A 14,639-nucleotide genomic window follows, 5' to 3' on the forward strand; every position below is an offset into this window, starting at 1 on the left:
AATCCTCGGACAGATGTGCGCCAAATCAGGCCGGAGAATGGCGTCTCCCAGCGCCAGCGGCAAGGGGAACATTGCCGCTGGTCAAGGCCTCGTGAAGATTAAAAATGAGGCTGAAGCCTTCACCCTTCCCCGATGGGGAGCTGGGAAGAAGCACTTCACGTCTCACATATTGACATAATTGGGGCCGCCACCGCCTTCCGGGGTGACCCAGTTGATGTTCTGGTTCGGGTCCTTGATGTCGCAGGTTTTGCAGTGGACGCAGTTCTGCGCATTGATCTGGTAGCGGACCCCGCCCTCGCCTTCGACCCATTCATAGACGCCGGCGGGGCAATAGCGTTGCGAGGGCCCGCCATAGACATCGTGCTCCGAGCCCTTCTGCAGCCCCATGTCCTTCACCTGGAGATGGACCGGCTGATCCTCCGCGTGGTTGGTGTTCGACAGGAACACCGAGGACAATTTGTCGAAGGTCAGCACCCCGTCCGGCTTGTCGTAGGTGATCGGCTTGACCTGGTTGAGCGGCAGCAGACTCTCGTAATCGGGCTTGCCGTGTTTCATGGTGCCGAAGGGCGAGCGGCCGAAGATCTCCATGATCCACATATCGAGGCCGCCGAGCGTCACGCCGGCCAGGGTGCCGTAGCGCGACCAGAGAGGCTTCACGTTGCGCACCCGCTTGAGATCGCGGCCGATCGGCGAGGCCCGCCATGCCTCCTCGTAGGATGCGACTTCGTCATGGGCCCGCCCCGCCTGTAGAGCTGAGAGGACATGATCAGCGCAGAGCATGCCGGACAGGATGGCGTTGTGGCTGCCCTTGATGCGCGGCACGTTCACGAAGCCAGCGGAATCGCCGACCAGGCAGCCGCCGGGGAAGGACAGGCGCGGCACCGACTGCCAGCCGCCCTCCATGATCGCCCGGGCGCCATAGCCAATGCGCTTTGCGCCTTCGAAGACCTCCCGGACCATGGGGTGGGTCTTGAAGCGCTGGAACTCGTCGAATGGCGACAGGGTCGGGTTCTTGTAGTTGAGGTGCACCACGAAGCCGACCGACACGAGATTGTCGTCGAAATGATAAAGCCAGGAGCCGCCGCCCGCATTATTGGGCAACGGCCAGCCCATGGAATGGCGCACGAGGCCCGACTGGAATTTCTCAGGCTTGACCTGCCAAAGCTCCTTGATGCCGATACCGTACTTCTGATGGTCGCGGCCCCGGTTGAGACCGTAGCGGTCGACCATCTGCTTGGTGAGCGAACCACGCGCTCCTTCGGCGAAGATCGTGTACTTGGCGCGCAGCTCCATGCCGCGGGTGAAGTTGGCGTTGGGTTCGCCGTTGCGGTCGATGCCCATATCACCAGTGGCGACACCAACCGCCTTGCCGTCCTCGATCAGGACTTCGGCCGCCGGAAAGCCGGGATAGATCTCGACGCCGAGCTCCTCCGCCTTGCGGCCGAGATAGCGGGCGACGTTGCCCAGCGAGCCGACGAAATTGCCGTGATTGTTCATGAGCTTGGGCATGAACATGTTGGGCAGCCGCACGCCGCCGGCATGTCCCAGATACAGGAATTCGTCGGCAGTGACTTCCGTCTTGAGCGGACGGTCCGGATCGGTGCGCCATTCGGGGAGCAATGCATCGAGGCCGATCGGATCGATCACCGCGCCGGAGAGGATGTGGGCGCCGACCTCCGAGCCCTTTTCGACCACAACGACCGAGACGTCCGTACCCTTCTCGGCGGCCTCCTGCTTGAGCCGGATGGCCGCCGCCAGACCCGCTGGGCCCGCGCCCACGATCACGACGTCAAAATCCATCGACTCACGGGCGGGCAGATCGGCCATCGACATCCTCCTGGGCTCGGTTTTGCACCGATATAGTTTAGATATGAACAGTATGCAGGCTTTCTCAAGCCGTCACCTGCTACTGGCTTCCTACCCTTCTTGCGTCGATGCCGAAAGACCTCATCGAAATCCATTTACATGTTGAAAATACTTGCTCCCAAATTTGGGAACAGATATGAATGGACCATGCTGGTGATCGGACTTTCGAAACTGGAATCGTACTGGAGCTACCATCCCGACGCGGAGGCGACGTTGCGGGCGCTCCAGGCTCTCCTGTCGACTGCCGACTGTGCCGACTCGGACGCGATGCTGCGGCAATGGTCCGGCATCATGCGCCGGAACCGGGAGGGATTCAGCATCGCCCTGGACCCGGAAGGCTGCGAGGTTCTGTTTCAGGCGAATTTCGCGCTTGGCCTCATCCAGATCCTGGCCGTGCAATCCATTTCCCCGCAAGGAGCGACCGCCGATGAGCGTCAGCGTACGACCAATCAGAACCCAGGCGGATTACGAGCAAGCCCTGCATGAGATCGGGACGCTCATGAAAGCTGCCCCAGGGTCGCAGGACGAGGAACGGCTCGAGGTCCTGGCCGCCCTGGTCGCCGCCTTCGAAGCCCGGCAGGGCAACGCGGTGCCTGCGGATCCTATCGACCTCCTCCATCTTGCCATGCGGGCGCAGAACAAGAGCCAGAAGGATGTGGCGGACGCTCTGGGTTCGCGGTCGCGCGCCTCGGAGGTTCTGAGTCGAAAGCGTCGGCTGTCTGCCGATATGATCGAGAAGCTTTCGCGGGCCTTCGCAATACCTGCGAACCTTCTGGCAGTTCCCTATGAGGCCGCGACCGGACGATTGCGGCGTCTCCTCGTGACGGGTACCACCACCGCTGTCGCGTTCATCTTTGCAGGAGGGCTCGGGATCGGCGCTCTTTTCTGGTCCTATGGGCGGGATCTTCCCGATGCCGCAGCGCTCGCGGGTTATCGTCCGCCGGAGACGGTGCGACGCGACATCTCCGGGCAGCCGATCATCCGCCGAAACTTCGTGCCGCTCGAGGCCATCCCGCCTCACGTGGTCAAGGCCTTCCTGGCGGCCGAGGATCAGGATTTCTACGATCATGGCGGCGTCAGCACCCGCGCGGTCCTGCGGGCGGCTTTGCATAACCTCATTACCTTCGGCGCCGATCCCGCAGGAGGCAGCACCATCAGCCAGCAGGTTGCGAAGAACGTGCTCCTGCCCGGACAGCCTCGGTCCCTGGAGCGCAAGGTGAAGGAAATCATCCTGGCCCGGCGGATCGAGCGGAGCCTGACGAAGGGTCAGATATCCGAGATCTATCTCAATCAGATCTATTTCGGCGGGAACGCCTATGGCATCGCGGCGGCAGCCAAGTCCTACTTCGGCAAGCCGGTCGCGGATCTGACTCTCGCGGAAGCGGCCTATCTGGCGGCGCTTCCAAAGGCTCCCAATACCTATCGGCTCGATTTGGCGGAAAACCGTGAACGGGCGAAGGACCGGCGCGACTGGGTGCTCGCCCGCATGGCGGATGACGGACTGATCACAACCTCGGCGGCGTATCTGGCGGCAGAAGAGCCGCTGGTCGCTACGAATTGAGGGGCAGAAAACGGATTGATCGCGATATTGTCTGGTCCATGATGGATCGAACAGCCGCCGGACAGGAGCAACGATCATGACGGCATATGCCTTCACGCTCTTTGACACGCCGATCGGCACTTGCGGGCTTGCCTGGAGAGAGCGCGGGATCGTCAGCCTACAATTGCCGGAAGTGGAACCGTCCCGGACTCGAAGCCGCCTCGCCAGTCGTTTCCCGAACGCGAAGGAAATCGAGCCACCGGAGATGATCCGGACGGTCATCGCGGACATCGTCGCCCTTCTTCAGGGCGAGCGCCGCGATCTCACCGCCGCCGTTCTCGACATGGAGGGCGTGCCCGAACAGCATCGCCGTGTCTACGAGGTCGCCCGCACGATTCCGCCCGGCCGGGTCCTGACCTATGGGGAGATCGCGTCCCGGCTCGGAATCGACGATCCGCGGCAGATCGGCCAGGCGCTCGGGCGCAATCCTTTCGCGATCATCGTGCCCTGCCACCGGGTCGTCGGGGCTGACGGCAAGCTCGGGGGTTTTTCGGCGGGCGGCGGCACAATGACGAAGCGCCGTATCCTTGAGATCGAAGGCGCCCGGCGCGACGACACGCCAACGCTGTTCGATTGGGCCTCGTAACACGCGTCGCCGAGTTGTCCACAGCTGTCGGGACGACTAAATAGAGTGCATGTCCGACACGCCCCCCGATCGCGAGGCCCTGCAGGCGCTCCTCGACTTCCATGTCGAAGCGGGGGTGGATCTTGCCCTCGACGAGGCCCCGCACGACCGTTTCGCAGAGCCGGCTCCGCAAAGACCGTCTGAGCGGCCGGCATTGGAGCCCCGGGCGGAATCTCCTCGCCAAGCCCCGGTTCCGGCAACGCCTGCGCGAGCCTTGCCCATGGCCGCTGCAGGCACACCGGAGGATGCGGCGCATCTCGCCCGCGAACTGGCACATGGCGCCAAGTCGCTGGAGGAATTGGAAGGGCTGCTTGCGCGCTTCGAAGGCTGCGCGCTCAAGTTCAGCGCCAAGAACCTCGCGTTCTCGGATGGCAATCCGGAAGGGCGCGTGATGCTCGTCGGAGAGGCTCCGGGCGCGGACGAGGACCGGATCGGCAAGCCGTTCATGGGCCGCTCCGGCCAGCTGCTCGATCGCATGCTCGCCGCCGTCGGCCTTGATCGCACCCAGGTCTATGTCGCGAACATCGTGCCGTGGCGGCCGCCGGGCAACCGCACGCCGACGCCGCAGGAAGTAGCGATCTGCAAACCGTTCATCGCCCGGCAGATCGAACTGGCCAGCCCCGAATTCCTGATCTGCCTCGGCGGGCCCGCCGCCCAGAACCTCCTCGACATCAAGGACGGAATCCTGCGGACCCGCGGACGCTGGTTCACCTACAAGACCGGGGACGGCCGAGAGATCCGGACGTTGCCGACGCTGCATCCGGCCTATCTCCTGCGTCAGCCGCTACAGAAGCGGCTCGGCTGGCGGGATTTCCAGGCCCTGCGGCGGGCCCTCGACGGAAAGGAATAGGACGGGTCTTCCCGCGATTGCGGGAACCTGTCACTACGCTCCAGCTTTAACGCTCGAACGAGGCGCTCAGAGCCTCCTGAGGTGGACCATGCGCTGGGAAGATTTTCGAACCTCATCGAATGTGGAAGACCGTCGCGGCATTCCGGGCGGTGCGGGTGGCCTCGGTCTCGGCACCATCGTGGTGCTCGGCCTGATCGGCTGGGCCCTCGGCATCGATCCGCGGATCCTGATCAGCGGCGCCGAGATGATGTCCGGCGGCGACTCGGGTTATCAGCAGCAGCAGGGGCGCCAGGGCACCCCGCAGGACGAAATGGGGCGCTTCGCCTCTGCCATTCTCGGCAATACGGAAGACGTGTGGACGGCGGTTCTGCCGCAGCAGGCGAACCGGCAATACAAACCTCCGAAACTGGTGCTATTCTCGGGCGCGACGCGCTCGGGCTGCGGCGCGGCGCAATCAGCCATGGGGCCGTTCTACTGCCCGCTCGATCAGACGGTCTATCTCGACCTATCATTCTTCCAGGAAATGCAGCAGCGATTCCGTGCCGGCGGTGATTTCGCCTATGCCTACGTGATCGCCCACGAAGTCGGCCACCATGTGGAGAACCAGCTCGATATCCTGCCACGCGTCCAGGCGCGACAGCAGGAGGTCGGCGCAACGGAACGCAACCAGCTCTCGGTGCGCGTGGAATTGATGGCGGACTGTCTCGCCGGCGTCTGGGCGCACCATTCCAACGAGCGTTGGAATTCGCTGGAGCAAGGCGACATCGAGAAGGCCATCAATGCGGCGCAGGCTATCGGCGACGACCGCCTGCAGCAGCAGAGCCAGGGCCGCGTCGTGCCGGATTCCTTCACCCACGGCTCTTCTGAACAGCGGGTCCGCTGGCTGACGACGGGCCTCAAGACCGGCCAGATCCAAGCGTGCGATACGTTCCGGGCGAGCCGGTTGTAGATTATCATTTCACACTATAGCTGCCACGAATTGCAACTATTCGGCCCTGTGTGTCCGCTTGCCAGAAGATTGAAACCTTCTGCGCGAAGAGCAAGGACTGCTTCCGTCTGAAAGTGACGCGCTTCTCTATCCCTTTTTGAAAAGTCTTCCCCCATCCTTCTTGGGAAAGCCGCGCAACGAGAGCTGCCTCACTCGATCCCGTCGGAAACTCATCATCGAGCCTTCGGTCAAATTCGCGGCGAGCCTCTTTAAGTGTATTGGGAAGGCCAGATGCAAGCGGCGGCAAAGAACCGTGGAATCTGTAAAATAGATCGATGCCAATCAAGAAAGAGAGCGCCGCACCCAATAGCAGGACTATTACGACTACCAGCCGAGTAAGGATCTTCAGAATCACCATGGCTCAGTATCATAGCGAAGAAATTCGAATCGAAACGTTATTTCAATCGATCATTTGAAGGGTCTGCCCATGCCCGGCATCGACGACACTCTTCCCTTCGTGCCTCTCACCATCGCGGTGCTGACCGTCTCTGACACACGTTCGCTGGCGGACGACACGTCGGGGGACACGCTTGCGGAGCGGCTGACGAAAGCGGGACATCGGCTCGGTGACCGCGATCTGCTGCCGGACGATGCGGAGGCGATCCGGACAAAGGTGAAGAGCTGGTGCGATGATCCCGCCATCGATGTGATCATCACGACCGGCGGCACCGGCTTCACCGGCCGCGACGTGACGCCGGAGACCATCGAACCGCTCTTCGACAAGCGCATGGACGGCTTCTCGGCGCTCTTTCATCGCATCAGCTTCGACAAGATCGGTACGTCGACGATCCAGTCGCGCGCCACCGCCGGGCTGATCGGCACGACTTTCGTGTTCGTGCTGCCGGGTTCACCGGGCGCGTGCAAGGATGCCTGGGACGGCATCCTCTCGACGCAGCTCGATTATCGCTATCGGCCCTGCAACTTCGTCGAGATCATGCCTCGCCTCGACGAGCACCTGAAACGCGGCAAGCTCCAGACCTGAACCCGCTCTATCCGAAGACCGGATCGCGCCCGATGGCGGCCGGGAGCCGGATTGGCGCACGAATGCGTGCGCCCTCCAGAAGAACGCGCCGGTGTATCAGATCGCCCGCCGTCACCTCGCGAGGACGGAGCAGAGCGCGTAGACCATCAAAGACAGTGTGACGCCATCCCGCCTGCCGCCGCAGGCGGCCGAGCCCGCCGGCAGGACCGCCGAGGCCGACGAAGCGTTCGAGCACCCGGATCCATCCTTCCTGCGGGACATCGCCATCGTCGAGGCAGAGGAGCCACTCGTGCCGGGCGGCCCGCGCGCCCTCAATCCAGGGACGTCCTTCGCTCACCACCAGAGTTGCACCTGAGGCATCAGCCACCCGATCGATGGCTTCATCCTGTATTGCGGCGAGGATGACGGCATCGCCCACCAGCCCAGCGGCGACGGCCGGAACGAGGGCGCTTAAGGTGACGGCAAGGGCCTCGGGCCCACGCTGGACGCGGATCAGAACGGTAATCATGGCGACAGCATAACGTTTTCCGAGGGCAACGTCGCCTGCTTGATGACAGGGCATCTTGGTGCCGAATCAAGGAAATGCCTCAGCAAGACCACGTCTATTACCCCGAAGAAGACTTGATTTCGTTCCATTTTTGTTCTCTGTTCATGGAGTGTTCTCCTCGCCGGATTCGTCAGAGGCCCGCATGTCCATCCGCTTCCGGGAAATGCCCCGAGATCCTGTCCTGTCCCGCCCCACGACCCGCTCGCCCATCGAAGCGGCGGAAGCGGCGCGCCGCCGGATGGATGATCCAGCGTATCGAGTGGATACCGATAGGCGGCGCGGCCGTGGCTCGTCCGCGAATCCGACCGGGCGCTACGAGCCGGCGATGCGCGAGAGCTTCGACGACGGCTGGGACATCGAGGATGAGCTTCCGCCGCTCCCGACCGAGGTGATCATCGAGAAGCCGCGCACGATCATCACCCGTAACGATTCGCCCGATATCGGCTACGACCGCTCGATCAATCCTTATCGCGGCTGCGAGCACGGCTGTTCCTATTGTTTCGCGCGTCCGACCCATGCCTTTCAGGGCCTGTCCTCAGGTCTCGATTTCGAAACCAAGATCTTCGCCAAGCCCAATGCGGCCGATCTTTTGGAAAAGGAGCTGCGCGCTTCGAACTACGAGCCGAAGGTGATCGCGCTTGGCTCGAACACGGATCCTTATCAGCCGGTGGAGCGGCGGTTCCGCATCACCCGCGGGATCCTGGAGGTGCTGGACCGGGCGAATCACCCGGTCGGCATCGTGACGAAATCTGCGCTCGTCACCCGCGACATCGATATCTTGAGCCGCATGGCCGACCGTCAGCTCGCCAAGGTGGCGATTTCCATCACCACCCTCGATCCGAAGCTCGCGCGCCGCATGGAGCCTCGCGCCGCCTCGCCCGCCAAGCGCCTGGAGACGGTGCGCAAGCTCGCGGAGGCCGGAATTCCCGTAACGGTACTGGTCGCGCCGATCATCCCCGCCATCAATGATCACGAGATCGAGGATATCCTGAAGGCGGCTCACGCGGCCGGCGCCCAGGATGCGGGCTATGTGCTCCTGCGGCTGCCGCACGACCTGAAGGACCTGATGCGCGACTGGCTCGTGGAGCATTATCCCGACAAGCTGAACCACGTCTTCTCGCTGCTGCAGGAAGCGCGGGGCGGCAAGGATTACGATGCGCAATGGGGCGTGCGCCAGACCGGCGTCGGCCCCTATGCCTGGATGATCGGCCGCCGCTTCGAGACCGCAGCCGAGCGCCTCGGCCTCAACAAGCGCTCCTGGAAGCTGCGCACGGACCTGTTCGCGCCTCCCGCGAAGGAGACAGGGCAGCTGTCGCTGTTCTAGCGGCGCTCCGGGGACGGTGCGTGCTTTTCGCATCTGGAGGCAGGCGACGTTTCCCGCTTTGATGCGGATCATGACCGCAGCGATTCGCTTGCCCCAGAAAAAGGATATCGGCCTCAAGCGCGAGCGTGCTCTGCGCCGGACGGGCTTCCGCTGCATTGCGGGCCTCGACGAGGTCGGGCGTGGACCGCTCGCAGGGCCCGTGGTCGCGGCTGCAGTCGTGCTCGATCTCAAGAACGTGCCGGAGGGGCTCGCCGACTCAAAGGCTCTTACGGCCCAGAGGCGCGAAGCCCTGTTTCCGGAGATCATGGCGCGCGCTCGCGTCGGCATCGCGACGATTTCGCACGCAGAAATCGACAGCATCAACATCCGTCAGGCGTCGCTCCTCGCCATGTGCCGGGCGCTCGCCGCCCTCCCCTGCATGCCCGACATGGCCCTGGTCGACGGCAACGATCCGCCGAATCTGCCCTGTCCGGTGGAAGCCGTGATCAAGGGCGATTCGCTGATCGCTTCGATCGCCGCCGCCTCGATCGTCGCGAAAGTGGTGCGGGATCGCCTGATGGCGCAACTCGGAATCCATTACCCGGCCTACGGATTCGCCACGAATGCGGGCTACAGCACCAAAGGGCATCTTTCCGTGCTGGCGAGCGAGGGGCCCTGCCCGTTCCATCGCATGAGCTTTTCACCGCTTCGCCGGGATGAGTTCGACCTGTGATCGGTCGTTAACGACAATTAACCTAAAAACCCAATGTTTCCAATGGGTAGGCAGATTTTGCCGACCCAAAATAGGACGACTTTTTTCGGATTTGGAAACTTCGTCTTTACCCTAACGCCGCATGATCCGGACTGTCAGTTGCGTAAACGGTGATCACCCATGGGTACCTCGCGTACCGGGGCCGCCGGCGCCGCCGCCCGGATTGATGTCTCGCGTACCGGGCGGGCCGCGCCGGCGCCTCGGATGGGGCGTAAAGCCTCCCTATCCGTCCTGCCGTCTCTTCCCCTCAATGAGATCCTCCTCGGCGATTGCATCGCCAATCTGGAGAAGCTCCCGCCGGAGAGCGTGGACGTTGTCTTCGCGGATCCGCCCTACAACCTGCAGCTCGAACAGGCGCTGACGCGCCCGGACCAGAGCCTCGTCGACGCCGTCGACGATGACTGGGACAAGTTCTCGAGCTTTTCCGAATACGATGCCTTCACTCGCGCCTGGCTCGCCGGCGTGCGCCGCGTCATGAAAAAGAACGCGACGCTCTGGGTCATCGGTTCGTATCACAACATCTTCCGGGTCGGCGTCGCCCTCCAGGACCTGAATTTCTGGCTCCTCAACGACATCGTGTGGCGCAAGGCCAATCCGATGCCGAACTTCAAGGGACGCCGCTTCACCAACGCGCACGAGACCATGATCTGGGCCTCGAAGAGCGCCGAGGCGAAGAACTACACCTTCCATTACGATGCGCTGAAGGCCGGCAACGAAGACGTCCAGATGCGCTCGGACTGGTTCATTCCGCTCTGCACCGGCGAGGAACGCCTGAAGGGTGAGGACGGACGGAAGGTTCACCCGACTCAGAAGCCCGAAGCGCTTCTCGCCCGCGTGCTGCTTTCCTCTTCCAATCCTGGCGACGTGGTGCTCGATCCGTTCTTCGGCACCGGCACGACGGGCGCGGTGGCGAAGAGGCTCGGTCGCCACTTCATCGGCCTCGAACGCGATCCGGTCTACGCCAAGGCGGCGCGGACCCGCATCGACGCGGTGGAGACGCTCTCCGACGTCGCAGTTGCAGCTCCGCCGGAAAAGCGTGCGGAAGTACGCGTGCCTTTCCTGTCGCTCATCGAGGGCGGCCATGTGAAGGCGGGCGAGACCCTCGTCGACGAGCGGCGGCGTTACAAGGCGGTTGTCCGCGCCGATGGCACACTGGCGCTCGGCGCCATCGTCGGCTCGATCCATAAGATCGGCTCACTCGTTCAGGGCCTTCCTGCCTGCAATGGCTGGACGTTCTGGAACGTGGAGCGCAACGGCAAGCTCGTCTCCATCGACGATTTCCGCTCCAAGGTGCGCGCCGAACTGGCAGCCTGACCGGCATCTCTTTGCACAAGTCATGATCCCTCGGTACGACACGACGTCCGAGGGATTTTTGATTCGAGGAGTTGAGCGATGAAGATCGCCGTCCTGTCCGATATTCACGGCAATGTCCTGGCGCTCGACGCCGTGCTCGCCGATCTCGATCGACGCAAACCCGACCGCATCGTCAATCTCGGCGACTGCGTCTCTGGCCCTCTTTGGCCGAAGGAAACCATGGACCGGCTTCATCGCATCGAGGCCATCACGATCCGCGGCAATCATGAGCGCCAACTCGCGACTCTTGGGCCAGACGACATGGGTCCATCGGACCGTTTCGCCCATGACGATCTCGATGCGGCGCAGATCAAATGGCTGGGCGATCTGCCGGAAACGGCCTGGGTCGTGCCGGGCGTTCTCGCAAGCCACGGCACGCCGCACGACGACAACACTTTCCTGATCGATGCGATCGAGAACGGCCGTCTCGTCCGCGGGCCGACACCTTCCATCGAGAAGAATCTCGGCGACATCTCTGCTCAGGCGGTGCTGTGCGGACATAGCCATCGTACGGATCTGGTGCGGCTGCCGAACGGCACGCTCGTGCTCAATCCGGGCAGCGTCGGCTGTCCCGCCGTCGATGTCTCGGCCGATCCGCCCGTCGTGTCGGAAGCCGGCACGCCTCACGCGCGCTATGCGCTGCTTCACGTCGGAGCCGACGGCACCTTCGACGTCGATCTGATCACGATCTCCTACGCTTTCGAGGAAGCAGCCGCCCGTGCCGAGGCCAATGGACGTCCCGATTGGGCTCATGGCCTGAGAACGGGCCACCTGCCGCGGCGCAGCTAGGACAGGCCAGCGCTTTAGCACCCCATGGATGAATAGCGCTCCCCTGGAACCGGCGGGCTGTGTTTCCGGAAGATTCACATGATGGTTGCCGCGTGAAAGCTCAACCGGACCTGTGCCCCCTATGCGCGACCGCCTGATCGGTTTTAACCTCATTTCATGGATTCTTCTTCTCTCGACCATACCCGGAACGCCGCAGAGGCCGAGCCGTCCTGGGACGACCTCAAGATCTTTCTGGCCGTGGTGGCTCATGGATCGATGAATGGCGCCGGCCGGGCGCTCGGCCAGAGTCAGCCCACAATTGCGCGGCGCATGCGCACCCTCGAGGAATGCCTGGGCGTCGACCTGTTTCAGCGCGGCCCGAACAGCCTCGTCCTGACGGAAGCCGGACGCGCCGTGCTGGAAGCCGCCTCGCCGATGGCCGAAGCAGCAGGCTCCGTTCCGAAACTCGCGGCGGCCTACAGGCCCGATCCTGCGGCTCCCGTGCGGCTCACCGCCACCATGTCGGTGACTCTCTTCCTGTCGCATCATGCGGGAAGCCTCGCTCAGGCAACCGCGCCGATCGAGATCGCCTACATCCCCATGCGCCGCAAGGCCGATCTGGCGGCGGGCGAAGCCGATATCGCGCTGCGCATGCGGCGCATGCCCGAGGGTGACGATCTCGTGGTCCGCAAGATCGGGCGGATCGCTTTCGCGGTCTATGCCAGTTCGCCCGATGTCGCCGCCGTCATCGTGCCGCCGGAGGATCCGCATCTCTCCACGCAGGCGGCACTGATCGCACGTTTCGCCGATGGACGGCCCATCGCAGCACGGATCGGCGATGTGCCGATCCGCTATCAGGCGACGAAAGCCGGCCTCGGCGCCGCCGTTCTGCCGTGCTGGATGGGCGATGCAGATCCTGCACTCGTCCGGGTCATGGATCCTCCTGAGGACATGATCGAGGATATCTACCTCGTCACCCATCCGCGCGGCCGCAACCGCGCGAACATCGCTCAGGTGTCATCGGCACTTGTCGACCTGTTCAAGCGCGAACGCCGCGCGCTCATCGGCGATCTTCCCGGGAAGTGATGAAGGACGGCTCAGGCGAATTTTCGCGCATCGATCACCTCGCCGGTACCGCTACCTTCGAGGCCGTGTACGTAGGCCCTCGCAACCTGCGCCGCCGGCATGCCGCCCGCGGGATCGCGTCCCATGGCAGCCAGCGTCTCGCTGACCCATGGTGGGCTCACCACATTGACGCGAATGTTGCGCGGCTTTTCGAGCGCCGCTGCGCGTCCGAATCCTTCGATGCCTGCATTGACAAGGCTGACAGCAGCGCTTCCCGGCATCGGTTCGCTCGCCAGCACGCCGCTGGTGAGCGTAAACGAACCGCCCTCGTTGATGAATCGCGCGCCGATCCGCACGAGGTTCACCTGTCCCATGAGCTTGTTCGACAGGCTCAGCTGAAAATCCTCATTGGTAAGGTCCATCAAGGGCTTGAAAGCGGCCCTGCCCGCGGTGCTGATAACCGCATCGAACGGTCCGATCGTGTTGAACAACCGTTCGATGGAGGTCGGCGACGCCATGTCCACCCGCCGCTCGCCTTTCGAATGCGAGACCGAAATCACCTCATGTCGACCGGCAAGCGCAGCGACGACCGCCGTACCGATGGTGCCTGTCGCTCCGACAACGATCACCCGCATCCCCGCCTCCTCCATGCTACCGTCGTGACCACGCGGCGACATATAGGGCGCCGTAGCTATCGGGGACCCCGCCCTATCGACGACGGGTCGCGAGTTTCAGGAAGTTTCGCCTTCGGCAGCTGAGCGCTTCCTGCGGGTCGGTGCCGGTTTTGTCGGAGGCGTGGGCAGGTCTCCCAGCGCATGCGCGATGACCTTCTTCATGACGCCCGGCAGAGCTTCTTCGTGAAGTTCGCGGCGGGATGTCCAGCGCATGTCGTCCGGCGCAGGCGTGCTTCGCGAGACCTTGGCGAGAAGCACCGTCAGTTCCAGCGGGAAATGCGTGAAGACGTGACGGACCACGCCGGGCAGACGCTGCCAGCGCGCCTCGATGGGGGCATCGAGCACGGCCCGGGACGGTTCGTAATCCGGCTCCCAGGCGCTCGTCGGCGCCTCCGCCATACCGCCGAGAAGCCCCTGTGGCGGGCGTGTCCGCAGAAGAATGCTGTCGTCGGCGCGTAGGACCACGAAAGCGGCCCCGCGCCGAAGCTGGCCGCTCTCCTTCCTGATCTTCCGAGGAAAGGTCTCCTGCAGGCCCTCGGCCCGCGCGCGGCACGGCTTCATCCAGGGACACAGGGCGCAGGCCGGCCGCTTCGGAGTGCAGATGGTCGCGCCGAGATCCATGAGAGCCTGGGCGAAGTCCCCGGGACGCTCCACCGGGACGAGATCCTGGGTGAGTTCCCGGATCAACGGCTTTGCCTTCGGGAGCGGCTCTTCGATCATGAAGAGGCGGGACAAGACCCGCTCCACGTTGCCATCTACGGCCGCGGCTGGCTGGTCGAACGCGATCGCCGCCACCGCCGCGGCCGTATAGGCCCCGATCCCCTTCAATGTGAGAAGCTCGGCCTCGGTAGCGGGAAAGTGGCCGCCATGTTTCTCCACGATAGCCTTGGCGCAGGCATGGAGATTGCGGGCCCGCGAATAATAGCCGAGCCCTGCCCAGGCCTGCATCACGGCCTCAACCGGAGCTTCTGCAAGGGCAGAGACCGTAGGGAAGCGTTCGAGGAAGCGGCGGTAGAACGGCTGGACCGCCGCTACGGTGGTCTGCTGCAGCATGATCTCCGACAGCCATACCCGATAGGGATCGACCGGCTCGCCCGGCTTCGCGCGCCAGGGCAGATCGCGCCGGTGACGATCGTACCAGGTGAGAAGATCTGCGGGGTCGGGCTTGGTGGCGCGCGAGGCGGGCGTTAACATGTGTCGTGGAATAACGATCCTGATGGAATATTCCAACGCGGCTTTTGGATCG

The 14,639-nt window shown here is 63.6% G+C and carries 16 protein-coding genes; 11 read left to right on the forward strand and 5 right to left on the reverse strand.

Annotated elements, in window-relative coordinates; genetic code table 11:
* Window positions 1-162 precede the first annotated feature (162 nt).
* Complete coding sequence (locus tag K9B37_RS06615) at window positions 163-1,827, reverse strand: electron transfer flavoprotein-ubiquinone oxidoreductase (RefSeq protein ID WP_224312287.1); 1,665 nt, start codon at window positions 1,825-1,827, stop codon at window positions 163-165.
* A 186-nt stretch (window positions 1,828-2,013) separates the two neighbouring features.
* On the opposite strand from K9B37_RS06615, the gene K9B37_RS06620 reads away from it, so the two are divergent.
* From K9B37_RS06620 to ypfJ, 5 genes are all read left to right on the forward strand, one after another.
* A complete protein-coding gene (locus K9B37_RS06620) occupies window positions 2,014-2,352 on the forward strand; it encodes a hypothetical protein (RefSeq protein WP_224312288.1) in 339 nt (112 codons plus the stop codon).
* Window positions 2,294-3,427 (forward strand): transglycosylase domain-containing protein, encoded by a 1,134-nt coding sequence (locus K9B37_RS06625; RefSeq protein WP_224312289.1) that lies wholly within the window; start codon window positions 2,294-2,296, stop codon window positions 3,425-3,427. Before K9B37_RS06620 ends, K9B37_RS06625 begins: the two co-directional genes overlap by 59 nt.
* A 76-nt stretch (window positions 3,428-3,503) precedes the next feature.
* The gene (locus tag K9B37_RS06630; protein ID WP_224312290.1) at window positions 3,504-4,052 is read left to right on the forward strand and encodes a methylated-DNA--[protein]-cysteine S-methyltransferase; all 549 of its coding nucleotides are present in this window, start codon (window positions 3,504-3,506) and stop codon (window positions 4,050-4,052) included.
* 49 nt (window positions 4,053-4,101) lie between these two features.
* A complete protein-coding gene (locus tag K9B37_RS06635) occupies window positions 4,102-4,941 on the forward strand; it encodes a uracil-DNA glycosylase (RefSeq protein WP_224312291.1) in 840 nt (279 codons plus the stop codon).
* An 88-nt stretch (window positions 4,942-5,029) separates the two neighbouring features.
* On the forward strand, window positions 5,030-5,890 hold the full coding sequence (gene ypfJ / locus K9B37_RS06640; protein ID WP_224312292.1) for a KPN_02809 family neutral zinc metallopeptidase: 861 nt from the start codon (window positions 5,030-5,032) through the stop codon (window positions 5,888-5,890).
* A gap of 4 nt (window positions 5,891-5,894) precedes the next feature.
* On the opposite strand, the gene K9B37_RS06645 is transcribed toward ypfJ, so the two are convergent.
* Entirely contained in the window at window positions 5,895-6,287 is a 393-nt protein-coding gene (locus K9B37_RS06645; RefSeq protein ID WP_224312293.1) for a hypothetical protein, read from the reverse strand.
* Window positions 6,288-6,356: 69 nt separating this feature from the next.
* Here K9B37_RS06645 and moaB point away from each other — a divergent pair, with 69 nt between their 5' ends.
* The gene (moaB, locus tag K9B37_RS06650) at window positions 6,357-6,911 is read left to right on the forward strand and encodes a molybdenum cofactor biosynthesis protein B (protein WP_224312294.1); all 555 of its coding nucleotides are present in this window, start codon (window positions 6,357-6,359) and stop codon (window positions 6,909-6,911) included.
* Window positions 6,912-6,918: 7 nt separating this feature from the next.
* Here moaB and K9B37_RS06655 read toward each other — a convergent pair whose 3' ends face one another.
* Window positions 6,919-7,473: a glycosyltransferase family 2 protein gene (locus K9B37_RS06655; RefSeq protein WP_369414237.1), complete on the reverse strand. Its 555-nt coding sequence runs from the start codon at window positions 7,471-7,473 to the stop codon at window positions 6,919-6,921.
* Window positions 7,474-7,600: 127 nt separating this feature from the next.
* Between K9B37_RS06655 and K9B37_RS06660 the strand changes: the two genes are divergently transcribed.
* The 5 genes from K9B37_RS06660 (at window position 7,601) to K9B37_RS06680 (ending at window position 12,740) form a co-directional block, all read left to right on the forward strand.
* Window positions 7,601-8,782 carry a PA0069 family radical SAM protein gene (locus tag K9B37_RS06660; protein WP_439651693.1) on the forward strand — a complete coding sequence of 394 codons (1,182 nt, stop codon included), beginning with the start codon at window positions 7,601-7,603 and terminating at the stop codon, window positions 8,780-8,782.
* 70 nt (window positions 8,783-8,852) lie between these two features.
* Complete coding sequence (rnhB, locus tag K9B37_RS06665) at window positions 8,853-9,494, forward strand: ribonuclease HII (RefSeq protein ID WP_224312295.1); 642 nt, start codon at window positions 8,853-8,855, stop codon at window positions 9,492-9,494.
* A 159-nt stretch (window positions 9,495-9,653) separates the two neighbouring features.
* Window positions 9,654-10,847, forward strand: a complete 1,194-nt coding sequence (locus K9B37_RS06670; protein WP_305072134.1) for a site-specific DNA-methyltransferase — start codon at window positions 9,654-9,656, stop codon at window positions 10,845-10,847.
* 78 nt (window positions 10,848-10,925) lie between these two features.
* Window positions 10,926-11,675: a metallophosphoesterase family protein gene (locus tag K9B37_RS06675; RefSeq protein ID WP_224312296.1), complete on the forward strand. Its 750-nt coding sequence runs from the start codon at window positions 10,926-10,928 to the stop codon at window positions 11,673-11,675.
* Window positions 11,676-11,831: 156 nt separating this feature from the next.
* On the forward strand, window positions 11,832-12,740 hold the full coding sequence (locus tag K9B37_RS06680) for a LysR family transcriptional regulator (RefSeq protein WP_224312297.1): 909 nt from the start codon (window positions 11,832-11,834) through the stop codon (window positions 12,738-12,740).
* 11 nt (window positions 12,741-12,751) lie between these two features.
* Here the strand turns inward: K9B37_RS06680 and K9B37_RS06685 are convergent, their stop codons facing one another.
* The gene (locus K9B37_RS06685; RefSeq protein WP_369414238.1) at window positions 12,752-13,396 is read right to left on the reverse strand and encodes a short chain dehydrogenase; all 645 of its coding nucleotides are present in this window, start codon (window positions 13,394-13,396) and stop codon (window positions 12,752-12,754) included.
* 54 nt (window positions 13,397-13,450) lie between these two features.
* Window positions 13,451-14,587, reverse strand: a complete 1,137-nt coding sequence (gene mutY, locus K9B37_RS06690; protein WP_224312299.1) for an A/G-specific adenine glycosylase — start codon at window positions 14,585-14,587, stop codon at window positions 13,451-13,453.
* Window positions 14,588-14,639 lie beyond the last annotated feature (52 nt).

It is taken from the genome of Microvirga puerhi (genome assembly GCF_020089865.1).
GTDB lineage: Bacteria > Pseudomonadota > Alphaproteobacteria > Rhizobiales > Beijerinckiaceae > Microvirga > Microvirga puerhi.